The following is a 24,059-nucleotide window of genomic DNA, read 5'->3' on the forward strand; positions in this document are numbered from 1 at the left end:
ATGAAAATTGTTGTGTTATTGAAGGAAGTTCCAGACACCTACGGTGAGCGTCACATTGATCTGGAAACCGGTCTCGCAGATCGCACCAACTCTGATGCTGTTCTCGACGAGATCTGTGAACGCGCGGTAGAAGCAGCACTAAACATCGCTGAAAACTCCGATGGGGTGGAAGTTGATGTCCTGTGTATGGGACCGCAATCGGCAGTAAGTAGTATCAGAAAAGCTTTGGCCATGGGTGCAGAAAAGGCCATCCATATTGTGGACGAGGATCTTCTTGGAGCAGATACTCTACTCACGGCCGAGATGCTCGCCGCAGCTATTTCTCGGGGTGAATATGACTTAATAGTTGCAGGCAATCTCTCTACTGATGGCAATGGTGGCGTGGTCCCCGCCATGGTTGCTGAACTCCTTGATTACCCGCACCTGACCCAACTCACCGAAGTCACGGTGGAGGGGAAAACCGTCAGCGGAGTTCGTTCCTCTGATTCAGCGACTATGAATATTGAAGGTGAGCTTCCGGCCGTCATCTCTATCACGGAAACGTTCCCGGATGCGCGGTTCCCGAATTTCAAAGGCTTAAAGGCCGCGAAGTCCAAGCCCGTTGAGACCTTAAGTGCCGAGGACCTCGGTGTAGACCCCCTCGATTTTTCTGTCCCGCGGTCAATTATGATTTCAGCCAATCAACGCCCTCCCCGTGAAACGGGCGAAAAGATCACTGACGACGGAACCGCGGCGGCAAAGATCGCGGAATTCCTTGCTAGCAACGGCCACATCTAGGAGAAAGCCATGAATAACCCCATTGTGGTGGTCATTGATAAAAATGCCGAAGCACAACCTGATTTAGCCGCCGCCACCGAACTACTGGGTGCAGCTTCGCAGATTGGCACACCGGTTGCCCTGGTACTAGGGGTGCCCGAGAGTGATCGGGACTCCCTCGCCAAGGAACTAGGCCAGCGAGGGGCAACCGAAGTGTTAGTCTGCGGGGAGGAAGCTGCGTCGGACCTTACTACTCCGACAGTAGATGCTTTGGTTGCCGCAGATGAGTCCCTCAAACCAGAGGCCATCTTGCTGGCTCACACTGTGGAAGGGCGAGACGCTGCCGCCCGGTTTGCTGCCCGGAAGAAGCGCGCTCTCAACCTGAATGTCTTAGGCGTCGAGCGCGACGAGGAAGGCATCATCGCTCATCACTCAGTGTATGGCGGGCAATACCTCGTTGATTCCGCAACCACGTTCGGGGCCCCGGTCATTACCGTTCGCCCCGGCGCGGTAGAAGCCCAAGCCGAAGCAGCCGACGCCAATATTCGCGAGATTTCTCCCGAACAGGCTGGCCGCAAAACGGCAAAAATCACCTCCGTTTCCCCTAAAGCTAAAGATGGAAAGCGTCCTGATTTGCGAAGCGCCTCCCGAGTTGTGTCTGGAGGCCGCGGTTTAGGTTCCGAAGAAGGCTTCGACCTGGTATATCAGCTAGCAGACGCCTTAGGAGCAGCAGTCGGGGCATCGCGCGCTGCCGTCGACGCCGGTTACATCGATTCCAGCAGCCAGGTGGGACAAACTGGGGTAACAATTTCACCTGACCTGTATATCTCGCTAGGAATTTCCGGCGCTATCCAACACCTAGCAGGTATGCAAACCGCTAAGACTATCGTTGCGATTAATAAAGACACCGATGCTCCCATTTTTGACATTGCAGATTTCGGTGTAGTTGGTGACATCTTTGAGATTGTCCCCGCATTGATTGACGCCATCGCTGAAAAGAAGAGGTAACCTGATGAGCTCCGCACGCGTGCGTCGCGGCCTTCCCCGGCGACCCGGCGAAGAACCCTGGCCATTGGTCGAGAGCATAGGCACTACACCCCCCGAGTCTGAGGCCAGTGCGCCTATCGACTCAAAACCTAAAGAAAGTTCGACGCCCTCTAGTCCGGCACCAGCCACTACATTGCGTCAGGGGTTACCTCGTTCCAGCGGCGGGGATCCTTGGCCGCCACTCCACGAGACAGAGGTGACTGCGTCGACTACTGAGGACACCCAACCTGCCTCAGCGCCATCCGACACTGGAGTAGCTGACTCGGAGCCCAAGGCTGCTCAACCCGCGGCTCGAAAGACTTTTGCGGCTGCCCCGCCGGAAGGATTAAGGCGGGGGTTGCCACGAAGCTCTGGGGGAGAAAAATGGCCAGATGCAGTTCCTGAAACTGCCCCGGCTCCAGAGCCAACTCCAGTACCGGAAAAGCCTTCGGCACCGGTGAAGAAGCCTGCTGCGGCTACGGCGAAACCTCAGCCCAAACCGCAGGAGAAGAAAAAAGAGGTAACGCAGCAGCAACAGCAGCCAGAGCCAGAGGAGAAGAAGGATCATTCTCGACTCTGGAAGTTGCTAGGGAAAACAGCCATCGGCGTGTTAGCGTTTATCGGGGCGCTGACACTTATAGCGCTGTGCTTCCGTTGGGTGCTGAGCTTTGGCCCCATGCACAGTTTCATTACTCGCTATCCAGGTGCTGCTCCGCTGCCGGAACATGCTCCCGTGGGTATGCCGGCTTGGTTGAATTGGCAGCACTTCCTGAACGTTTTCTTCATGGTTCTGATAGTGCGTACCGGTCTTCAGATTCGCCACGAAACCAAACCCCCGGCTTATTGGAAGCCGCGCTTCGGTGATGGGAAAAAAGTTAGTTTAACCATCTGGCTTCACCAGACATTAGATGTGCTGTGGCTAGTTAACGGGCTAATTTTCTTTATTCTGCTGTTTAGTACTGGCCAGTGGATGAGGATTGTCCCTACCAGTTGGGACGTGTTCCCCAATGCTCTTTCGGCTGGGTTACAGTATTTGGCCCTGGATTGGCCGACAGAAAACGGCTGGGTGCACTTTAATGCTCTGCAGCAGTTGGCCTACTTCACCACGGTGTTTATTGCCGCTCCGCTGGCAATAATTACCGGTATTCGAATGAGTAATTTCTGGTCCAATGACTGGAAACGACTCAGCTCCGCTTATCCGATTGAAGTAGCACGGAAAATACATTTCCCGGTGATGGTGTACTTCGTTATTTTCGTCATCATTCACGTGGTATTGGTGTTTATTACTGGGGGATTGCGGAACCTCAACCACATGTATGCTGCCCAGGGTGATAGTGATCCGGCCGTGTACGCCCATAACTGGTGGGGATTTGTCTTCTTTGCGATATCCCTCGTGGTTATTGGGGGCGCTATGGCGGCCATGCGACCGGTTTTCGTCGCCCCTATTGCGGGAACTATGGGCGAGGTCACAGCGCGCTAAAAACCAGAAAGCATGCCCGACGACACTGACCACGGCGTCGGGCATGCAGCTCAGGGGGCGGGGGATTAATCGCCTATTTGATCGATACCTCGCATGACGATCTTTGGATCTGGTTCACCAACAAGCTCGTGGTCTTTATCGGTGTACTCAAACTTGCTGAGAACATAGCGCATGGCGTTAATCCGTGCGCGTTTTTTGTCATTGGATTTAATAGTGATCCACGGGGATTCATCAGTATCGGTGTAGCGGAATTGCTCTTCCTTGGCCCGAGTGTAGTCCGGCCACTTATCCAGGGACGCTAGATCCATAGGGGACAATTTCCACTGACGAACCGGATCCACCTGACGAATAGCAAAGCGAGTACGCTGTTCTTTTTGGGTCACGGAAAACCAGAACTTGGTGAGCGAAATACCCGAACCGAGGATCATATTCTCCAGCATCGGCACTTCCCGCAGAAACTCAGCATGTTGTGACTCCGTGCAAAAGCCCATAACTCGCTCTACACCGGAACGGTTGTACCAGGAGCGGTCAAAAAAGACGATTTCTCCGGCGCAAGGGAAATGCTGGATATAGCGCTGGAAGTACCAGGAAGTCGATTCCCGCGGACTGGGTTTTTCCAGCGCGACGGTCCTGGCGCCTCGAGGGTTGAGGTGCTCGTTAAAACGTTTGATGGTGCCGCCTTTACCCGCCGCATCACGTCCCTCAAACAGGATGATGTGCTTTTGACCCGTATCCTTAGTCCAGTTTTGCCACTTCAATAGCTCGATTTGCAGAGCTCTTTTCACATGCTCATACTCATCCCGACTTATCCGCGTGTCATAGGGGTAATTCTCTCTCCAGGTTTGCACCGGAGAACCATCAGGCTGGAGGAGAACTGGATCATCCTCATCACTGTCGTCAACGACATAGCCCTCAGTTTTTGTTAAATCAATGATCGGGAGTTCATCATCCTTGTGGTCAGCCATAATCTAATTCTACTGCGCATTGTGCATTTTCACCCCCGTTAACCCCATTTGGCGAAGGATTATTTTCCGTCCCTATTTAGACATGGAAAAATCCCACCTTCGAAGGAGAAAAAGGCGGGATTTTTCAGCTTTAGCTACCTGCGTTAGAAGAGGTTACTACTTCACGAGACCCAGCAGAGCAGCGATGTTTCCAGCATAAGCACCGAAGTCCTTGAGTACGGTGAACAGCTGGCCAATGAGCCCCTCAGAGGACAGGGCATTCCAGGTTCCCATGTTGGTGACGAAGTCAACGAAGGACTTGGCAACCTCGGGAGCTCCAGTGGTGGTGGGGGCGTCGCCAGGAACTACACCAGTGTGGGTTTCCATTTATAAACTCCTTAGTTCAGAGAGAAAGATTGGCGTTTTTACTTAATCTGGATTGATTAGTTATGAGGAAGGGAGTTATCCAGATTCAGCGGGGTACCAGGGGTATCGGAAGAATGATTGCTGATCGGGGTGTTGAGCAGGCTAGAGGTCTGAGCCGGAAGCTTGGGATCTCCGAACAGCTCACCCAGGTGGAGGAGCATCTTGGGGAAATCCTGGAAGATTGCCGAGAAAGACTTAGCAAAAGTGGAAAAGTCCTTCAGAGCGGACTCAACGACCGCAATATCGAAGTGCATGTTGTCTCCTTGGTGAGATAACCGGTTCTCAAGTCAGATCCGGCAGAACTTAAGAAATTGGGTTCGACACTTTTCAGTGCCTCACAAATAGAATTCTCGCAGGTTTTTGGCGCTAGTCAACACGTAAATGCCTCTCCAGGATCAACTGCAACCTGTTAAGGAAACAAAATATTAAATGAAATTAATAATCCCTTTAATAACAATTTGGCAACTACCTTGGGATTTAAACATCTTTTAAGGCGAAATAAGCAAAGGGAACCCTAACCTATGTCGTTTGGATCGGACCTAACAATCTCCAAAACTTTTTCAGTTTTTCCACTCAAAACTTATCCATTTCACCCCTATGTGGGGGTGCTTTATGGCTAAGAACTGCACAGACTTCCGTTACACAAGCGAAAACCCTGCCTCCCTCAGGGATCGGCAGGGTTGCAGAGTTCAGCTACTAAGAATTTACTTAGAAGCCGCCCATTCCGGCCATCTCGTCAGCACCCGGAACACTTGCTCCGGCCGGCTGCGGCTTATCCGCAACCACAGCTTCGGTGGTCAGGAAGAGAGCTGCAATAGAGGCAGCATTCTGCAAAGCAGAACGGGTCACCTTAACCGGATCAGTGATGCCAGCATCCATCAGATTGACATAATCTCCGGTAGCAGCGTTGAGGCCTTCGCCAGCGGGCAGGGAGGCTACCTTATCGGCCACTACCCCCGGTTCCATGCCAGCATTCGCGGCAATCTGCTTCAGGGGTGCAGACAGTGCTTCACGAACGATCTTGACGCCAGTGGCTTCATCCCCCACCAGATCCAGATCATTATCGAGGACTGAAGCTGCTTGCAGCAGAGCAACTCCGCCACCAGCCAACAGGCCCTCATCTACCGCAGCTTTAGCGTTGCGGACAGCGTCCTCAATGCGGTGCTTGCGCTCCTTGAGCTCTACCTCGGTAGCAGCACCCACCTTAAGTACAGCTACTCCGCCGGCAAGCTTTGCGAGGCGCTCTTGCAGTTTCTCCCGATCATAGTCGGAGTCAGAATTCTCAATCTCTGCTCGAATCTGGTTGACTCGGCCTTCGATTTGCTCCGCAGAACCAGCACCCTCAACGATGGTGGTGTCATCCTTGGTCACAACCACCTTGCGTGCCCGTCCCAGCAAGGGCAGATCAGCAGTCTCTAGAGAAAGGCCAACTTCTTCCGCAATAACCTGGCCACCAGTCAAGATAGCCATATCCTGCAACTGGGCCTTGCGTCGGTCCCCAAAGCCTGGAGCCTTAACAGCCACGGATTTAAAGGTGCCGCGGATCTTGTTAACAACCAGGGTAGATAGAGCTTCACCTTCAACATCCTCAGCCACAATCAACAGCGGCTTGCCGGACTGCATTACCTTTTCCAACAAGGGAAGCAGATCCTTGATGTTGGAAATCTTGGAAGAAACCAACAGGATATAAGGATCTTCCAACACTGCTTCTAGGCGCTCAGTGTCAGTAGCGAAGTACCCGGAGATGTAGCCCTTATCGAAGCGCATACCCTCGGTTACCTCAAGGTCAACCCCGAAGGTGTTGGATTCTTCAACGGTGATGACGGATTCCTTGTTGAGTTTTCCGCCACCGACGGCGTACATGGCGCGCGCAATTTGCTTGCCGATCTCAGGATCTGCTGCGGAAATACCGGCAGTAGCAGCAATCTGCTCTTCAGTTTCGACGTCTTTAGCCTCAGCGTGCAGCTTCTCGGTGATGGCTACAACAGCCTTTTCAATACCGCGCTTAATCCCCATCGGGTTGGAGCCAGCTGCCACATTGCGCAGCCCCTCTTTCACTAAGGACTGAGCAAGTACGGTAGCGGTGGTGGTGCCATCACCGGCTACGTCGTCGGTCTTCTTGGCGACCTCTTTAACCAGCTCAGCGCCGATCTTCTCATAGGGGTCTTCCAGCTCAATTTCCCGAGCGATAGAAACACCATCGTTAGTGATGGTGGGTGCACCCCAGGACTTCTCCAGCACCACATTGCGACCCTTGGGCCCCAGCGTAACCTTCACGGCATCTGCCAGAGTATTGAGACCCTTTTCCAGGCCACGACGTGCCTCTTCATCGAAGGCGATGATCTTTGCCATCTTCTGTGGTTCTCCTTTGACTCACGGTTGATAGCGACGACACTCAACGTCTCGGCATCAAGCAGGCGCCCGCGACGGCACGGTCGGTGAGTGTGGGCCAACCTCACCCGCTTAAGTGTGTTTATTCAAATAGTCATCTAGCACTCGAACAAATCAAGTGCCAGATCCCGTTTTAGCAGTCACGCCCCGAGAGTGCAAGACAGTACACTAGGAGCACATGACACGAGAGAGTATTTTCCAGGATCTGAAAGAGCTGGTCTCCTTTAATTCTGTGCATGGAGATCCAGAATTAGTCGACCAGCACGCTGGGGCTGCCCAGTGGGTGAGCGAAGCTCTCAAGAAAGCAAATCTTGAGGTAGAGGTCGTTCCCACTGTTGATGATGCCCCGATCATCTTGGGACGAAAAGCACCCGAACCCGGCATGCCTACCATCTTGCTCTATTCCCACTACGACGTGGTGTCTGCTGGGGAAAGCGAAAAGTGGGAATCTGACCCCTTCACTCTGACTGAACGTGACGGTCGGTGGTATGGGCGCGGCGCCGCAGACTGTAAAGGCAATTTAGTGATGCATCTGGAAGCCTTGCGGCAAGTAGAACAGGCTGGTGGCACGCCTCTAGGAATCTTGGTCCTCATTGAGGGCTCCGAAGAACAAGGCGGAGAGGGGTTAGATCAGCTCATCAAGGACCGCCCAGAACTCTTCGCCGCCGATGTCATCTTTATTGCTGATTCCGGCAACGCTGCCGTCGGACATCCCACTCTTACCACCTGCTTGCGAGGAGGTGCGCAGATTGCCGTCACCGTGAACACCTTGGAGGCACCCGTTCATTCTGGAAGCTTTGGAGGTGCTGCACCGGATGCAGTAGCCGCCTTAGTCCGTCTACTGGACACCTTGCGAGATCCCCAAGGACGCACCGTTATTGAAGGGGTGGATTGTTCCGGAAAGTGGACAGGAGAGCCTTATCCTGCCGAACAATTCCGCCAGGACGCCGGGGTGCTGGATGGGGTACAACTCATGGGCGCAGAAAACGACCTACCCGCAGATATGGTGTGGGCGCGGCCCGCTATTAGCATCACTGGTTTTAGTTCCACTCCAGTAGATCAGGCGGTCAATGCGGTGCCAGCTACTGCTTCTGCTCGCCTCAACCTCCGGGTTCCAGCTGGAATGGACACCCTTGACACCATGGATAAGTTGATAGCCCATCTCAAGAATAACGTTCCCTTTGGGGCAAAAATTGAGGTAGAAACGTGGGAAGGAAATCAACCTTTTGCCGCAGATACTAGCGGTCCGGCTGCCCGGGCCTTGGCTGCTGCGCTGGCTAAAGCCTACGGCCAGGAGCACTGCGCAGAAATGGGTTCAGGTGGATCCATTCCGCTGACCAGCGCCCTGCAATCGGCCTACCCTGAAGCAGAGATTGCACTATTCGGGGTCGAAGAACCGCAATGCTCTATCCACTCCCCCAACGAATCAGTAGATCCCACGGAGATTGAACGGATAGCTGCAGCCGAAGCTGACTTTTTGCTGCACTACCGGGGAGAATAGGAAGGATTTGCACCACATCCTCCACTGATTTAGAGTGTGTCGCATGGCACAATTTGCGGTACATCTTCGTCGAGTAGCCAAGGCTACGTACCCCGGTGCGGGATAGGGACTGACCCCCGCACGCGGGGAAGTAGTCGTTAATCACCCAGCCTTTCGACGGAGTCGGTCCACCACATTTTCCGCTCTCACTCCTAAAGGACCGACGCCATGCTTACTACCACATCTATTGATCCACTTCAGCGCCGTTTTGGTGGGGATATTCACTTGCCTCTCGGATTTAAAGAAGAGGCGAGGGAAATGGATTGGGAATTATTCACCACAATTTATTCACCAACTCCTAGTGTGAGGATCACTCAACTTCAGCAGTGGGGAGAAAACTTCCACGCGGAGTTGATTTGCAGCTCAAAGACTCATCCCACTCGACATCTCCACCGCGAAGTTCGGGCCCATGGTCCGATATCTGCCTGTACTCAATTTCTTGGGGACCTGGGTAGATACGTTGAAATCCAGAGTTTTCATCAGCGAGAAATCTTCTCTGCGACAGTGACCATGCTGAAAGTCCGGCACCAATATTTGCGGAAAACTGCGTGGGCTATCGGATTTGGCGCTAACCCCGAAAACTCTATCGCTACCGCCATGAGCTGTGCTGCTGAAAGAATCCACTCCTAAAAAATGGGACATGTACACTAGAACAACGTACGTGTAGCCACACATAGGAATTTTTGGGGAGCAATGAACTCGTGATGATCCTACTAGGCGCACTCGCGCTCGCCGCGATCCTCGCGCCCACGTTGGTCCGCGTGTGTGGCAGACCAGCTTTCGGCCTCTTAGCCCTCGTCCCCGGCAGTGGATTCCTCTGGATCCTCAGCCTCTTTTTCAGCGGAACCTTCACCCAAGGTGGGCACATCACCACACAGATCAGCTGGCTGCCACAATTCCACCTGGATCTTAACTTCCGGCTTGACTCACTAGCCGCCCTCTTTAGCTTGATCATTCTCGGCATAGGCGCTCTCGTGCTGCTGTACTGCTGGGGATATTTTGACTCCAATCCCCTGCGACTGTCCCTCTTCGGAGGGCAGATGGTGGCTTTCGCTACCGCAATGTTTGGCCTAGTGACGTCGAACTCTCTCCTGCTGATGTACATCTTCTGGGAAATCACCTCAGTATTGTCTTTCCTCTTGGTGGGCTATTACGGAGAAAGAGCATCCTCGCGGCGCTCAGCAGGACAAGCTCTGATGATTACCGCCCTGGGCGGGTTGGTCATGCTCGTGGGGATTGTGCTGTTAGGGAGACAAACCGGCATTTGGTTGTTATCAGATATTCCCCTCTATCAGCACTGGGAATTCACTCCCCGGATTGCTGCCGCCGTAGCCTTGATCTTGTGCGGAGCCATTAGCAAATCAGCCATCGCTCCAGCGCACTTCTGGCTTCCCGGCGCTATGGCTGCCCCCACTCCCGTCTCGGCGTACCTTCACTCCGCAGCCATGGTGAAAGCTGGAATCTACCTGGTCGCCCGCCTTGCCCCAGATTTCAACGTGGTTGCTTCCTGGCATGTGGTGTTGATTCCGCTAGGAGTATTCACCATGTTGCTCGGTGGCTGGATGGCGCTCAAACAGCGAGACCTAAAACTCATTCTGGCCTACGGAACAGTATCGCAACTAGGTTTTATCATTTCAGTGATGGCCATTGGCTCAGCTGAAGCAATCCAGGCTGGTCTTGCGTTAACCTTTGCTCACTCACTTTTTAAAGCCACGCTCTTTATGGTGGTGGGGGCCATAGATCATTCCACCGGCACGCGAGATATTACGCAGCTGGCCGGATTAGGCCGCGCGCAGCCACTCTTGAGCACCTGCGCGGCTCTAGCCGCAGCCTCCATGGCCGGCATTCCACTCCTCTTCGGGTTCATTGCCAAGGAAACCGCCCTCGATGCTGTGCTCCATGAAACCCTGCTGACCGGAATGCCGGGGAATCTTATGCTCGTGGGGCTGGTGTTGGGATCTATGTTGACCATGGCGTATTCGCTGTACTTTCTGTACGGCGCTTTTGCTAAAAAAGGCCAGGAGGAGCCCAGCGATGCCGTCAAAAATCTCCATCCCGCTGGCCCACTACTGTGGCTACCTCCGGCAGTACTGACGGTACTGAGCCTAGGGTTTGGCCTCTACCCTAGGCCGCTATCTCTGGGGCTCGACGCCCACCTGGGTAGTGTTTTCCCCCAACAAACCACTCACACCTTGGCGCTGTGGCACGGCTTCAATATTCCGCTTCTGCTATCGGCAGTGATTATTGCTGGGGGTGCGATCATGTTTTGGCAACGAGATTTCCTCAGGCGTTTCCAATTTGAGCTTCCTGGCTTGGGATCTGCAGATTCCGCTTATGATGCCACCTTGGATTTCTTAAGAAACCTATCCCTTAGGATTACTGCCTCCACCCAGCGCGGTTCTTTGACAATCAATCTGGGGATTATTTTCTTAGTTTTGTCTCTGCTTCCGCTTTCGGCTCTTATTCTTGGCCACCGTCCCGAAGTTCGCATGATGCTGTGGGATACCCCCTGGCAGTCCGTGTTGGCCTTAACCATCGTGGTGGTGTCCATCGGGGCTGCAGTGAGCCAAAATCGGTTATCGGGGGTGATCTTGGTGGGGGTCACCGGCTACTGCATGGCTATGATTTTCGCTCTCCACGGCGCGCCTGATCTTGCCTTAACCCAAACCTTGGTGGAAACCATCGTCATGGTGGTATTCATGCTGGTACTACGAAAACTTCCCACTGAAGCTCAATGGCGGGGAGAACCTCGCAGTAACCGGGCTCGGGCGTGGCTGTCAATTCTGGTGGGGGTGTGCGTTACTACTTTGGCGTTGCACGCCATAAGTTCCCGAGTAGAACAACCCATAGCCACAGATATTCCGACCCTGGCTAAGGATATCGGCCACGGCGATAACGCGGTCAACGTTCTCCTCGTAGATATTCGCTCTTGGGATACCTTCGGTGAAATCACCGTCTTGGTGATCGCCGCCATCGGGGTGGCCTCACTGATTTATCGTGGACAATCCTTCGCGCGACCTTCTCGTCGCCCGACCCTCCGCGTAGCGAATCGCAGATGGCTCGCTGGCCAAGTAGGCGGCGAAAAAGTCCGAAACCGGTCCCTTATGGTCGATGTCGCTACCCGGCTTCTCTTCCCCGCCATGATGGTCCTGTCCATCTACTTTTTCTTCGCTGGACACAACGCACCTGGCGGCGGATTTGCTGGCGGCTTAGTTGCCGCCCTCGCGTTTACACTGCGCTATCTTGCCGGGGGGCGAGAAGAACTGGAAGAGGCCCTCCCTATTGACGCCGGGAAACTTCTTGGCAGCGGCCTTATCATTTCCGCCCTGGCCGCTATCTGGCCCATGACGTTGGGCTACCCGCCATTGACCTCGAAGGTGTGGGACGTTGAACTCCCCCTCATTGGGGATCTCCACATAGCCTCCGCACTCCTTTTTGACCTGGGAGTTTACCTCATCGTTATTGGACTTATTTTGCATATTTTGCGCTCCCTCGGCGGGCAGCTAGACCGAGACGAAGAAATGCGTAGGCAACGTGCCAGAGACCGCGCGAAGTCTATGCGCCAGGAAGGAGAGCTAAATCGTGGTCGCTAATCTCTTCTTACTCATAGCTGCAGGCGCGATGTTTTCCGCCGGAGTGTACCTGATATTGGACCGGGCCATGACCAAAATGATGCTTGGTCTTCTCCTCATGGGCAATGGCGCGAACCTCCTTATTTTGCAAGCAGGAGGCCCGGCTGGAGCACCACCAATTATAGGTCGCGGCTTCGGCGAGGAAGCCGATCCCCTGGTACAAGCAATGATTTTGACCGCCATTGTGATTTCTATGGCGATGACGGCCTTTATTTTGACGCTGGCGTATCGGCAGTACCGCTACCGCACCGCTGACTTGATTGAAGACGACGTGGAAGATACTGCCATCGCGGCCCGCCCCACCACAGCCAGCGCTCAACCCGACCATGATGCCTCGGATGATCCTGAAACCGGGAAGATGACTGGGCAGGGTGATGTCTTTGGCCCGGTCAGCTTTGAGGCACCGGTAAAGGAGGCAGAGAAGAATGGCTGAGCTTATGCCCTACCTCATTCCTATGCCGATCATCTTGCCTGCGGTGGCGGCTGCTATCGCATTGTTACTCAGCAGGCACCCTTTTGGGCAGCGGGCCGTCGCCTTCCTTACCCTTCTGGCTCTCATTGCGCTCAATGGGGCGATGATCTGGTGGGTGGATATCGAAGGAGCACAAACCCTGCAAATAGGTGGCTGGGATGCACCCATTGGGATCACCCTAGTAGCTGACCGTCTGTCCACCATAATGCTCACGGTCAGCGCCATCGTCTTATTCTGCGTGGTGTGGTACGCCATTTCCCAGGGTATTAGGGATGGTGGTGACGATGAACCTGTCGCCGTCTTTCTCCCCACCTACCTACTCCTCAGTATGGGGGTGAACCTGTCATTCCTGTCCGGAGACTTATTTAACCTCTACGTTGGTTTTGAGATCTTCCTGGTAGCCAGCTATATTCTGCTCACTTTGGGAGCCTCCCCATCCCGAGTCCGCGCCGGCGTGGGTTACGTGATGGTCTCCATGGCAAGCTCGATGGTCTTCCTCTTTGCCCTCGCCCTGGTATATGCGTCGGTCGGAACTATGAACATGGCCCATATCGGCCTCAGAATGGAAGATATTCCTACCGGCACCCGAGCCGCCATCTTGGGCGTACTGCTGGTGGCTTTCGGCATTAAAGCTGCTGTTTTCCCCCTCGACGCCTGGCTGCCCGATAGCTACCCCACCGCCCCTTCCCTCGTAACCGCGGTCTTTGCCGGTTTACTCACCAAGGTAGGCGTCTATGCGATTATCCGCGTCCGCACCGTCATGTTCTACGATGGTTCCCTCGACGACCTGTTAATGGTGGTGGGCTTGGCCACCATGCTCATGGGTATTCTCGGCGCCATGGCCCAGGCAGATATTAAACGCTTACTGTCTTTTACCCTGGTCAGTCACATCGGTTACATGATTTTTGGCGTAGCACTCGGCTCACCTATGGGATTATCTGGCGCAATCTTCTACGCCATTCATCACATTCTGGTCCAGACCGCCTTATTCCTCGTCGTCGGGCTAATTGAGCGCCAAGCGGGAACCTCCTCGCTTCGCCGACTCGGCTCCTTGGCCTATATTTCCCCCGTCATCGCCATACTCTATTTCATCCCCGCCATTAACCTGGGTGGAATCCCACCCTTCTCCGGATTCATTGGCAAACTCATCCTCATTCAAGCCGGGGCACGAGAAGGCGGGATTTTATCTTGGCTGCTCATCGGAGGGGCCATAGCTACCAGTTTGCTCACCCTCTACACGATGATCCTGGTCTGGTCCAAAGGATTCTGGCGCGACCGGCGCGACGCCCCAGAAGGTGCGCTCGCCCTCGCCCGACCTGCACCCCTAGCTGAGGTCACGGATGAGGTCCAATTCTCCGACCGCGATGACGTCGGACGCATTCCCTTTGGGATGGTGGCATCCACCGCAACACTTGTTGCGGCCTCAGTAGCAGTCACCATTTTTGCCGGCCCCATCAGCGACATCACCACCCGCAGCGCAGACTCCGTCTCTGACCCAGCTCTCTACCGCTCCGCCGTGCTCGGCGACAACTGGGACCACCCCGGCCGCACCCTCACCCCAGAACGCCTCGATAACGGCGGCGATGCCCGCAAGGAGATAGCCCCATGATGTCCGGAATCAAACGGCGTTTCCAACCCTGGACCGTTCTTTTCCTCACCGCCATGTGGATTCTTCTCATGGGCCAGCTCACCTGGGGGAACCTCCTTGCCGGACTGGGAATAGCGTTAATCGTGGTCCTGGGATTACCCCTCCCAGCCATGCCGCTTGAAGGAATTACCATTAACTGGGGGGCTATTGTTCGGCTCGTCTTCCACTGGTGGGTAAACCTATTTCATGCCTCCATACAAGTAGCCTGGCTTGCGTTAAGACCCCACGCCCCACCCCCCACTGCCATTGTGCGCGCCCCCATGCGGGTCCAGTCCGACGCCATCTTGGCTCTAGCCGCTATGATGTACAACCTCCAACCCGGAGGAGCAATCACCGACATTGACATTGCAAATCGGATGCTGACGATCCACCTCCTAGACGCCCGAAATATTCCGCGGGAATTAGCCAGAGTTGAAAAACTAGAACAAAGCCTGATTCGCAGCTTTGAGAGAGTGTGATGACCGATGTTTAACGCCGTGCTACTCGTGTCCGGAATTCTATTTGCCCTATCATTTCTTCTCACTATGTGGCGGATCCTCATTGGGCCGAATTCCCTCGACCGGCTTCTAGGCTTAGATGGCCTCATTGCCATGATCCAGTGCATGTTCGCCACCCTCATCTGCTGGACCCTCGATACCACCATTGCCAATGCCATGATGGTGGTAGCGCTGCTAGGGTTTATCAGTTCTGTATCGGTAGCTAGATTCCGAAAGCGAGATGGCTCATGATTATTGATTTTATTTCTGGACTCATGATCCTCAGCGGTGCGATTCTCTGCTTCTCCGCGGCCGTCGGAGTCCACCGATTCCACGACACCCTTTCCACCATCCACGCAGTGACCAAACCCCAAACTACTGGACTAGTGCTAACTATCATCGGCTCTATTCTGCACGTCGTCGGCCACCCGGATTTCTCCCTCGCTCAACGCAGCGATGTGGGAATCATGGTGCTCCTAGTGTTCTTCGCCATGCTCACCAACCCGGTGACTGCTCAGCGCGTCGGAAGAATTACCCGTCGCGAAGGACTATACGGGGAAATGGAACGCAACGACGCACCTGCCAACCGCCCCGTGCGATCACATCGACGCCAATAATTCCGCACAGGTCATATCCACCACTGGCAGCCAACTGCCCGTTTCCTGCAGCATCTCTCGCTGCCGCTGATAAGCAGCGCCCTGCACTAAGATCTCCTCTACCTGATGCAATTCCTGGGTACAGCCAAACTCCTTCGCTGTGGGTTCAAGAAGCTCTACCAAGGAATACAATTCATCCTTCACCCAGGCCTCATTGGTAGCACGATCGGTGATAATCAAAGCATCCAAACCATAGCGAGCAGCACGCCACTTATTTTCCGTTAAATGCCAAGGTTGGAGACTCGGCAAAGCAGCAGGCCCCTCCTCCGACAATAAGCGGTCATAATAAATAACTAAGCAATGGGTTAGCGCTACCACTGCAGAAAGCTCATGCAGATTCGAGGGGGCGTCGGACACCCGAACCTCAATGGTGCCCCATTTACCGGCGGGGCGAATATCTAGATGCATACTGCCGGTGTGGTTGATTACTCCACTGCGGGACTGATCAACCATATAGGATTCCCATTCCTGCCAACTGCGCAATTGGGGTGGCATACCAGCCGTGGGAAGCTGCTGATACAGCATGGTGCGATTAGAGGCGTAGCCAGTATCAAGACCATCCCACCCAGGTGAACTGGCAGAAGGCGCCAAGAGATGAGGATATTTCGTCATCAGGGCATTGATGATAGGCCACACCCGGTCCTGATGGCTTACCCCCACGTGACAGTGCACCCCCCAGATGAGCATTTGGTTACCCCAGTAGCGAGTGCGCTCAATGATTTCTGTGTAATGTCCCTTTTCTGAGACCGGGTTTTCTCGGAAATCAGAAAAGGGATGTGAACCTGAAGACCATAACTTCACCCCCAATGAGGCCGCAGCCGTCTGAAGATCATGCACCCCTTGGCGCAACTGCGCTATGGCTTCTGGCGTGTTATAGCATACCCCCGTGACTAATTCCACGGTGTTTTGAAGAAATTCCCGCTCCAACTGAATATCGGTGGTCGTAGCGTTGATCAGATCAGCGGCGCGCGGCACCAAATCACGAGATTGAGGATCAATTAAAGCTAATTCCCACTCCACCCCTAAAGTAGGCTTCGCGGAAGCATTGAACTGCTGAGTCACAGAGAAGGCCTATTCACCAAAACAAGGGTTAAATCATCTGCCCCACGGGTATTGTCTGGGAGAAAAGAAGGGTCATATTCGGCAATCTCCCCACCAACCTGATTGGCAAGCTTGCGTGCGCTTTCTTCATGGCCAGGATGATAGAAGACCGTCGTTTTTTCTAGCTTCCGTTTCTCTTCCGGCAAGTTACCTACCACTCCCTTAGGAAATTCCCGGCTGAGCTTCTCAGAAATATCTTGAGCCAATTTAGGCTCAGTAGAGTTATTCAACACATTGAGCTTAGCAACCGCCGGTGCGGGAGCCGAGGACGCAACCTCAGAAGAGGGTGCCGGAGCCGGAGTTGCTACTGACGGAGACTGGGGCTGGGTAGGAGGGGGCGCTACGCTGCTCGAGGAAACAGCAGTAGTAGGGGCGGAAACGGATACAGCCTCATCATCTTTATCGCGAGAGATGAAAGCATAAACCCCCCACATCGCCAGAATCACGGCGATAGCGATAAACACCATGGCTAGTCCACGAAGGGGAAGTCGTCCACTGCGGTTATCTTGATCCTGAGTCACAGTTCCTACCTTAGCCGGTCCCGAATCCGACGCAGCCTCGCCACCAATGAAGGATAAGCGGCATGTGCTGCCGGATCATCGAGAAGTTGATTAAGCCGCTGATGATACCTTACCGGGTTCATCCCCAGCTCGCGCCTAATGAGTTCCTCTTTCGCTCCACGGCGTCGCGGCGCATTCTGCTCAAATTCCAGCATCTGCACCTCATCAGGCTCCAAATCTCGCATGTCTAAACTGTAGCCATGACAACTATCGGTGACCGCGTCGTGGTCCGACGCCGCAACGGCAACCACTTGAGCGACATTATCGGCCACGTTATTAGTCTTGATCCACTCGTGATCCGCCCCCAAAAAGTGGGTGGGCTACCCTCCAATACGCCGGCCATCTCCATACCAGCAGAAGACATCCAGATTATTCGACGCCTCTCCCCACGCCGCGTGCGCAACTCTGAAATCCGTGAGCTTGAACGCTTAACTGCAATGGCGTTTCCCGGTACCCACCACCAATGGAGCTCCAACGGGCAGTGGCTGATGCGCGCTGGCCACGGAATTACCGAAAGATCAAACTCCGCAGCCCCCCTTGGGCCTAGCGTCCTGTATGACCAACTTCCCATCAAAGAACTGCACGCCTTCTATCACCAACACGGATTACCAATGCAGATCCTCATTCCGGATCGCATAGCACCACGTCTTAGCCCGCAACAATGGGACATCGGGCCAGATATCCTGGTAATGACCACCCTCATTGGGGAAGAAGATTGGCCAGAAGTGCCAGAATTCCGAGTACATCGGCGTCCCCCGGACTACTGGCTCAGCCTTTATGAATTCCGTGGACAAGCCTTGCCTGAAGACGATGGGCTACTCGAAGGAACCGCCTATTACGTGGACTTAGCAGGGAAAGCAATTGCCCGACTGCATATATTGGATGGGTATGTGGGGATCTCCGGGGTAAACGTCGGGCCCGAATGGCGACGACAAGGGCTGGGACGCGTACTTGGGCAGGGTATCTTAGCCTGGGCAGCGCGAAAGGGAGCGTCGCACGCATATCTTCAGGTACTCGAGAGCAATTCCGCTGGGCGAAAACTCTATGAATCCTTGGGATTTATTGAGCACCATCGGCACCGATATGCGCGGTGGCGCTAAGGTAGTGGCCATGCGCATTGCCACCTGGAATGTAAATTCGGCGCGGGCCCGAGCGGATCGGGTTGTAGAATTTGTGCAACGCCACAGCATTGATGTTCTCCTCATGCAAGAAACCAAATGCAAGGATGAACAATTTCCCCGAGAACAATTTCAGGAACTGGGATACGACAGCGCACATCACGGACTCAACCAATGGAATGGGGTGGCAATACTATCGCGGATCGGAATCAGTGATATTTCCACCGAATTTCCTGGCCAACCCGGCGGAGAAGCCCGCGCCATTGGTGCTACCTGTGGGCCGCTGCGGTGCTGGAGCCTTTATATCCCCAACGGTCGAGCCATCTCCGCCCCCCACTACCACTACAAACTGCACTGGCTGCAGGAATTATCCCATGCGGTCTCCGACACCCTGCGCCACAACCCGCAACTACCACTCCTTCTTAGCGGAGACTTCAATATCGCCCCAACCGATGAGGACGTGTGGGACCGCGCACTATTTGAAGGACGAACCCACGTCACCGAACCTGAACGCGCCGCACTAGGAAAGCTCCTCGATAGTGGCTTAACCGACCTATGCCCCCAATCCGGGTGGACATACTGGGACTATAAGGGCGGACGCTTTCATAAAGATGAAGGAATGAGGATTGACTTCCATCTGGGAAGCAGCGGGCTTGTCAGAAACGTCCGCCACAGCATGGTAGACCGCGAAGAACGCGAAGGTCGCGGCGCAAGTGACCACGCTCCCCTCATTGTGGAAGTAGCGCTGTGAACTTTGATACCTGGCAGCTTTTGGGGCTGATGCTAGATTATGGCATCAAGATCATTGCGGTGGGCTTTGTTCCAGAAGGCCGCCGCCCAAGCTCCTCAACCGCCTGGTTATTAGCGATCCTCTTGATCCCCATTGTGGGATTGCCGCTCTTCCTCCTCATGGGCAGCCCCTACATCAACCGGCGCCGCCACCGCATCCAGCAAGAAGCAACACTGATGATCGAAGACGTCCAGGCCGATGTTCCAGATCATCCCCAAGGGCACTCCTTTCAAGCGGAAATTGCCAGCATTCTCCACATGAATCGACGTCTCACCGGAATGCCAGCGGTACGCTGCGACCATCATGGAATCCATACTGACTATGATGAAGCCCTTCGCGCCATGGCACGCGCTATTGACCGCGCAAAAAAATATGTGCACCTCCAGATTTACATCACTACCTGGGATGACACTACTGACGTCGTATTCCAAGCGCTATCCCGTGCCGTTGACCGTGGCATCAAGGTGCGGCTACTTTTTGACCATGTCGGAAGCTGGAAATATCCTGGCTACTGGAAAATAGGCCGACGCCTCACCGCAGCCGGCATCGACTGGCGTGTCATGCTGCCCTTGCAGCCCTGGAAGGGGCGCTTCCGACGGCCCGATCTGCGAAACCACCGTAAATTCCTGGTCGTTGATGGACAACGGGCGTTTATGGGATCCCAAAACCTCATTGACCGCAGCTATCTCACCCGCACCAACGTCCGAAATCACCGGCAGTGGGTCGATATCATGACTGAAATTAGCGGACCCATTGTTACTTCACTGGAACTGATCTTTGCTATCGACTGGTACAGCGAAACCGGTGAAACCATCAACGTGCAGCCCCCACGCAACGCGCCACCCCTTCCTCACAGCACTCCAAATATCGCGCAACTTGTCCCCTCGGGGCCTGGTTATACTACAGAACCGAATTTGAGAATGTTTACGTCGGTGGTGCACCACGCAAAAGAACGATTGGTGCTGTGTTCCCCCTACTTTATCCCTGATGAATCTCTCCTAGAAGCTGTTACCAGCGCCTGCTACCGGGGAGTTCGGGTGGAACTATTTGTCTCCGAAAAGGCCGATCAGTTTGTGGTCCACCACGCCCAATCCAGCTACTACCAAGTATTGCTGGAAGCGGGGGTCCATATCTATCTTTTCCCCCGCCCCTTCGTCCTCCACAGCAAGTATGTGGTGGCGGACCCAACCGGGGACAATCCCCTAGCTATCATCGGATCCTCCAATATGGATTTCCGCAGCTTTGGTCTCAACTATGAAATATCCCTCATGGTCCCCCAAGGCTCCATGATTTCCGAACTCACCGAGCTCACCGACACCTACCTAGGAGTATCACAAGAACTAAGCCTAGAGACCTGGAACCGACGAAGCCTGGTGCGTCGCTACATAGACAATGCCATGAAGCTCACCTCAGCGCTGCAATAAACTATTAAAATCCCTCCCCCAGGGAACGATGGCGAACCGCGACACCCGACGCCAACAACGCCACGAACACCGATAAACTCATCCCGACCCCCATGGTGAAAGCAGCGTTGCTTCCCAACCCCATGAGCGGACTGACAATTGCAGCTAAACCAAATTGCGCAAAACCCATAATTGCCGAACCAGAACCTGCCCGCTTTCGAACCTCGCCAGTGCCCATGGCGGTGGCATTACCCATGATTAGGGAGCACTGGGAAACAGCAATAAAGAGCAACGGCAAAATCAGCCAGGGCGATATGGTGAAGAAACTCACCACCATAATCCCCAATGAGGCGGCCAACATTATCAGGAGAGCAACGCGGAGGATCTGCATGGTGTCCATGACATCGATGAGGCGCGAATTGAAATAATTTCCCCCAATGAGACCAAAGGCGTTGATGGCAAAGACAGCGGAAAAGACCCAAGGCTGGAAATTCATTTGGGATTGCACTACGAAAGGTGAAGCCGAAATATAACAAAACATTGCGGCGAAAGCGAAGGCGAACGTTAGTGTGAAACCACAATAAGCCTTATTACGCAGCACATAGGCATAGTTTCCTAAAATTCCCTTGAGCGGAGATCGTTCCTCTGGGGGTTTAGTTTCAGGAACTACAAACAACGCAACCAAAAGTTGCGCTGCGTTAATAGCGGTAAGGACCCAAAACAAACCGCGCCACCCAATCGGTTCCGCCAATAACCCACCGAGAACTGGAGCCGCTACCGGGGCCACACCCTGAATGGTCATCATGACAGCAAAAGCTTTTGCGGCGCGCTTGCCACGCTCCAAATCAGGAATCACTGCGCGAGAAATGACGATGCACGCCCCGGAGCCTAATCCCTGCAACAGACGAGCCGCGATAAGAATCCCAATACTAGGGGACAGGGCCGCCAGAATTGATGAGATCAAAGCTACAATAGCGCCCAAAACCAGCAGCCGATGACGCCCCGTAGTATCAGAAATCGGTCCTATGAGGAGCTGACCAATAGCCATTCCTCCCATAAAACCGGAAAGCGTCAATTGTACCGCGGAAGTTGTGGTATTCAGCTGTTCAGCAATATGCGGCAAAGTCGGCAAATACAAATCTGTCGCAAAAGGAGCTGAAGCTGAAAGCAGCGCCAACCCGAATAAAAGTGGTAAAGATAACCCAGACTGACGTGAAGCCAACGTCAAAATCCCTTCAAATATTGCTCCCGGTCATGAGCCGGGCTGCACATACTTTACTCCATGGGCATTCTGCAGTGTACGTTAAGAATAGGGTTATGGTACTCATATTGCGGAGGTGAATTGAGCCAGTGCCTACAAAACTCCCCGGCACCCACCAATTCATCAATCCCCGTTCGATCCCAAAAGACCGCGACGTGTGCATCATTTCCACCATGGGCGCAGCAGTGCGCATTGCCGGAATAGCTTTTGCCATCGCCACTGTCCTTTTCGGCATAAATTTAGTAATTTCCGGTTCTCAAGCGATTTCTCCCCTCGTAGCACGGGCACATAATCCGTTCCTAGGGCTAGCACTCGGAATAGTCCTCACTGCAGTGATCCAATCATCATCGGCAACAACGGCACTCACTGTTACTGCAGTCGGTGGAGGTTTAATCCCCCTCGAAGCTGCAGTCCCCATTATTATGGGCGCCAACATTGGTACTACTTTCACTCCCTTTTTGGTTGCATTCAGCTTTTTTCGAAACCAAGATCAATATCAAAGAGCCATCCACACTGCTGGTATGCACATGTGGTTCAACGTGAGTTTAGTGGCTTTATTGCTTCCTCTAGAACTTCTTGCCCACCCTTTTCAGCATTTCAGTCATCTGGACACAATTACCCCGCCAACAAACCACTCACCTCTAGTTTTCAACCCCACTTTTAGTCTTATCTGTGGGGCTTTCCTCATTCTTATATCGGTACGTATCATCGCGGCACTGTTAAACACCCTGATGGCGACTACCACTCATACCCTCATGGAACGAGCCCCTGGACGTTCATTTTCCTTAGGAGTCCTGGTAGGAACCCTCATCACCATGATGGTGCAAGCTTCAACCGTGACAATTTGTTCGCTTCTTGCTTTTACCGTGACTCGGCCCATTCGGCAACGTGATGCCCTGGCACTTATAGTTGGTGCAAATGTCGGGACCACCTTACTTTCGCTCATCGTTGCTTTTTATCTCAACACCGCAGCTGTTCAAGCAGCCCTCATCCATCTCTTCTTTAATCTCATAGGCGCCATAGCCTTACTATGCTTTCCCGCGTTGCGCACTCTCCTCCTGTACGCAGGCACACTGAATTCGCGCATCGCCCAACTTGGCTATGCGCTCAGCTTCTTTTTCTTGCTAAGCAGCTACATCATCGCGCCAGCAATCTTCATTCTCGCCGCATCATAAGGTGGCGGCTACTCCCCTAATTCCCAATTTTCGAATCGGTAACATGGTGTACCTGCGTTTCCCATTGGGGTCTTGATGCCAGGTTCTCCCGTCAGGGTCTCTCCCGTTGTATCCATTGAGTTTCCATTCTGGATCTCGGTCCACCCGGGCATGACACGTCGGGCATAGCAGCATTAGATTCGCCAGGTTTGTTTCTCCGCCTTGTTCCCATGGCTTAATGTGGTGTACTTGGCACATATTTCCTGCGCATCCGCAATTAGCATTGCCGCATACCAGTTGTTCAGCTTCTAGGATGTGGCGTTGTTTCCAGTTGGCTAGTCGCTGGATCCGGTAGGCGTTTACCGGCGCATTGTCCGCATCGCACACCACCACGTAGCCGGTATCTGCGAGTTGTATGCTGGCATATTCTTCTAGGGTCATGGTGGATCCGTCACTGAGTCCGAAAGTCCGACCGGTTTCGGTATCAATGACTTCTCCTGCCGCATCTCGAGTCGTAATCACAATTGTTGGTTCTAGACGGCGTACCGGTACTTCTCCCACCACAGACGCGCCAGCTAATAGGTCGTGAAGTGCGTCGGCTCGCGCTTGTTCATGACGGCGATTGCTCCCACTACGCCATGTTGCTTGAACCCGGGCGTCTACAGCTTCCCTAACTCTCATCATTTCTTGCTCCGGGAGCCGCACCATCATAGCCCGCAACCCATCTGCGCCGATGCTGCGTGAAAACCTCAGGTACCGGCATTCGCGCCGAACCCCTCCAGGGTTTAGCTCCTGGACTCGTCGTGCTGCGTGTGCTCGCATTTCATCGACACTCATCTCCTTGCTCAGCGCTAATAGTTCGGCTCGTAATTCTTCCCTCGTCAGCGGAGCTTGGAGACTGAGTTGTTTCACTTGAGAATGGATCATCAGCAGCATTTCAAGTCCGACGCCCATCCGTCGCGCCAATATCGTGTTTGCTTCTCTCACTTGTCGTTTCTCATGCCGCGGGCAAGGACCATACATAGCTTTCCCCAGGATCATCATGGCTCGCGCCCGGGCAATTGGCATGAGTAATGTGCGGGCTATCTGCTCGGCAGCGTTAGCATGAGTGCCGAAAGAATAAACAAATTCAATCACTTCAGCCCCGCGCTGATGATAAGCAGTGACAACGTCTTTGATATCCACAGTGGGGACGTTATCGGGAGTTTAGCTTTTCCGCTGGCTC

Annotated in this window: 24 protein-coding genes; 15 read left to right on the forward strand and 9 right to left on the reverse strand. The window is 53.9% G+C overall.

All coding sequences use genetic code 11. The annotated features are described in order from the left end of the window. The 3 genes from GP475_RS10870 to GP475_RS10880 are packed head-to-tail and all read left to right on the forward strand — an operon-like array spanning position 1 to position 3,262. On the forward strand, positions 1-777 hold the full coding sequence (locus GP475_RS10870; RefSeq protein WP_187974383.1) for an electron transfer flavoprotein subunit beta/FixA family protein: 777 nt from the start codon (positions 1-3) through the stop codon (positions 775-777). 9 nt (positions 778-786) lie between these two features. Next, positions 787-1,764: an electron transfer flavoprotein subunit alpha/FixB family protein gene (locus GP475_RS10875; RefSeq protein WP_187974384.1), complete on the forward strand. Its 978-nt coding sequence runs from the start codon at positions 787-789 to the stop codon at positions 1,762-1,764. Between the two features lie 4 nt (positions 1,765-1,768). Beyond that, positions 1,769-3,262, forward strand: coding sequence for a cytochrome b/b6 domain-containing protein (locus GP475_RS10880; protein ID WP_187974385.1), 1,494 nt, complete (start codon positions 1,769-1,771; stop codon positions 3,260-3,262). Between the two features lie 65 nt (positions 3,263-3,327). Here the strand turns inward: GP475_RS10880 and ppk2 are convergent, their stop codons facing one another. From ppk2 to groL, 4 genes are all read right to left on the reverse strand, one after another. After that, positions 3,328-4,227 (reverse strand): polyphosphate kinase 2, encoded by a 900-nt coding sequence (ppk2, locus tag GP475_RS10885; protein WP_187974386.1) that lies wholly within the window; start codon positions 4,225-4,227, stop codon positions 3,328-3,330. A gap of 156 nt (positions 4,228-4,383) precedes the next feature. Next, complete coding sequence (locus tag GP475_RS10890) at positions 4,384-4,593, reverse strand: hypothetical protein (RefSeq protein ID WP_187975945.1); 210 nt, start codon at positions 4,591-4,593, stop codon at positions 4,384-4,386. 56 nt (positions 4,594-4,649) lie between these two features. After that, positions 4,650-4,886: a hypothetical protein gene (locus GP475_RS10895; protein ID WP_187974387.1), complete on the reverse strand. Its 237-nt coding sequence runs from the start codon at positions 4,884-4,886 to the stop codon at positions 4,650-4,652. Between the two features lie 454 nt (positions 4,887-5,340). Beyond that, positions 5,341-6,984, reverse strand: coding sequence for a chaperonin GroEL (gene groL / locus GP475_RS10900; protein ID WP_187974388.1), 1,644 nt, complete (start codon positions 6,982-6,984; stop codon positions 5,341-5,343). A 217-nt stretch (positions 6,985-7,201) separates the two neighbouring features. Between groL and GP475_RS10905 the strand changes: the two genes are divergently transcribed. The 8 genes from GP475_RS10905 (at position 7,202) to GP475_RS10940 (ending at position 15,408) form a co-directional block, all read left to right on the forward strand. Beyond that, on the forward strand, positions 7,202-8,524 hold the full coding sequence (locus GP475_RS10905) for a dipeptidase (RefSeq protein ID WP_187974389.1): 1,323 nt from the start codon (positions 7,202-7,204) through the stop codon (positions 8,522-8,524). 207 nt (positions 8,525-8,731) lie between these two features. Beyond that, positions 8,732-9,193: an acetyl-CoA acetyltransferase gene (locus tag GP475_RS10910; protein ID WP_187974390.1), complete on the forward strand. Its 462-nt coding sequence runs from the start codon at positions 8,732-8,734 to the stop codon at positions 9,191-9,193. A gap of 71 nt (positions 9,194-9,264) precedes the next feature. After that, on the forward strand, positions 9,265-12,156 hold the full coding sequence (locus GP475_RS10915; RefSeq protein ID WP_187974391.1) for a Na+/H+ antiporter subunit A: 2,892 nt from the start codon (positions 9,265-9,267) through the stop codon (positions 12,154-12,156). After that, positions 12,146-12,628, forward strand: coding sequence for a Na(+)/H(+) antiporter subunit C (locus GP475_RS10920; RefSeq protein WP_187974392.1), 483 nt, complete (start codon positions 12,146-12,148; stop codon positions 12,626-12,628). Before GP475_RS10915 ends, GP475_RS10920 begins: the two co-directional genes overlap by 11 nt. Next, positions 12,621-14,276, forward strand: a complete 1,656-nt coding sequence (locus GP475_RS10925) for a Na+/H+ antiporter subunit D (protein ID WP_187974393.1) — start codon at positions 12,621-12,623, stop codon at positions 14,274-14,276. Before GP475_RS10920 ends, GP475_RS10925 begins: the two co-directional genes overlap by 8 nt. Next, the gene (locus GP475_RS10930; RefSeq protein WP_187974394.1) at positions 14,273-14,773 is read left to right on the forward strand and encodes a Na+/H+ antiporter subunit E; all 501 of its coding nucleotides are present in this window, start codon (positions 14,273-14,275) and stop codon (positions 14,771-14,773) included. The genes GP475_RS10925 and GP475_RS10930 overlap by 4 nt, the downstream gene beginning before the upstream one ends. A gap of 6 nt (positions 14,774-14,779) precedes the next feature. Next, positions 14,780-15,043 carry a monovalent cation/H+ antiporter complex subunit F gene (locus tag GP475_RS10935; RefSeq protein WP_187974395.1) on the forward strand — a complete coding sequence of 88 codons (264 nt, stop codon included), beginning with the start codon at positions 14,780-14,782 and terminating at the stop codon, positions 15,041-15,043. Further along, positions 15,040-15,408 carry a monovalent cation/H(+) antiporter subunit G gene (locus GP475_RS10940; RefSeq protein WP_187974396.1) on the forward strand — a complete coding sequence of 123 codons (369 nt, stop codon included), beginning with the start codon at positions 15,040-15,042 and terminating at the stop codon, positions 15,406-15,408. The genes GP475_RS10935 and GP475_RS10940 overlap by 4 nt, the downstream gene beginning before the upstream one ends. On the opposite strand, the gene GP475_RS10945 is transcribed toward GP475_RS10940, so the two are convergent. The 3 genes from GP475_RS10945 to GP475_RS10955 are packed head-to-tail and all read right to left on the reverse strand — an operon-like array spanning position 15,391 to position 17,293. After that, positions 15,391-16,509, reverse strand: coding sequence for a glutamate--cysteine ligase (locus tag GP475_RS10945; protein WP_187974397.1), 1,119 nt, complete (start codon positions 16,507-16,509; stop codon positions 15,391-15,393). The two genes, GP475_RS10940 and GP475_RS10945, sit on opposite strands and share 18 nt — an antisense overlap. Then, on the reverse strand, positions 16,506-17,069 hold the full coding sequence (locus GP475_RS10950; RefSeq protein WP_187974398.1) for a LytR C-terminal domain-containing protein: 564 nt from the start codon (positions 17,067-17,069) through the stop codon (positions 16,506-16,508). Before GP475_RS10950 ends, GP475_RS10945 begins: the two co-directional genes overlap by 4 nt. A 5-nt stretch (positions 17,070-17,074) precedes the next feature. Beyond that, positions 17,075-17,293 (reverse strand): DUF3263 domain-containing protein, encoded by a 219-nt coding sequence (locus tag GP475_RS10955; protein WP_187974399.1) that lies wholly within the window; start codon positions 17,291-17,293, stop codon positions 17,075-17,077. Positions 17,294-17,308: 15 nt separating this feature from the next. On the opposite strand from GP475_RS10955, the gene GP475_RS10960 reads away from it, so the two are divergent. Genes GP475_RS10960 through cls form a run of 3 tightly spaced genes read left to right on the forward strand, consistent with a single transcriptional unit; the run spans position 17,309 to position 20,440 of the window. Next, the gene (locus tag GP475_RS10960; protein ID WP_187974400.1) at positions 17,309-18,208 is read left to right on the forward strand and encodes an N-acetylglutamate synthase, CG3035 family; all 900 of its coding nucleotides are present in this window, start codon (positions 17,309-17,311) and stop codon (positions 18,206-18,208) included. A 10-nt stretch (positions 18,209-18,218) separates the two neighbouring features. Continuing rightward, the gene (locus GP475_RS10965) at positions 18,219-18,977 is read left to right on the forward strand and encodes an exodeoxyribonuclease III (RefSeq protein ID WP_187975923.1); all 759 of its coding nucleotides are present in this window, start codon (positions 18,219-18,221) and stop codon (positions 18,975-18,977) included. Positions 18,978-19,006: 29 nt separating this feature from the next. Next, a complete protein-coding gene (gene cls, locus GP475_RS10970) occupies positions 19,007-20,440 on the forward strand; it encodes a cardiolipin synthase (RefSeq protein WP_187975922.1) in 1,434 nt (477 codons plus the stop codon). A 4-nt stretch (positions 20,441-20,444) separates the two neighbouring features. On the opposite strand, the gene GP475_RS10975 is transcribed toward cls, so the two are convergent. Then, positions 20,445-21,641 carry a multidrug effflux MFS transporter gene (locus GP475_RS10975; protein WP_187974401.1) on the reverse strand — a complete coding sequence of 399 codons (1,197 nt, stop codon included), beginning with the start codon at positions 21,639-21,641 and terminating at the stop codon, positions 20,445-20,447. 128 nt (positions 21,642-21,769) lie between these two features. On the opposite strand from GP475_RS10975, the gene GP475_RS10980 reads away from it, so the two are divergent. Beyond that, positions 21,770-22,855 carry a Na/Pi symporter gene (locus tag GP475_RS10980; RefSeq protein ID WP_187974402.1) on the forward strand — a complete coding sequence of 362 codons (1,086 nt, stop codon included), beginning with the start codon at positions 21,770-21,772 and terminating at the stop codon, positions 22,853-22,855. Here the strand turns inward: GP475_RS10980 and GP475_RS10985 are convergent. Beyond that, positions 22,850-24,019, reverse strand: a complete 1,170-nt coding sequence (locus GP475_RS10985; protein ID WP_187974403.1) for an HNH endonuclease signature motif containing protein — start codon at positions 24,017-24,019, stop codon at positions 22,850-22,852. The two genes, GP475_RS10980 and GP475_RS10985, sit on opposite strands and share 6 nt — an antisense overlap. Between the last annotated feature and the right edge of the window lie 40 nt (positions 24,020-24,059).

It is taken from the genome of Corynebacterium poyangense (assembly GCF_014522205.1).
In the GTDB taxonomy this organism is placed as follows: domain Bacteria; phylum Actinomycetota; class Actinomycetes; order Mycobacteriales; family Mycobacteriaceae; genus Corynebacterium; species Corynebacterium poyangense.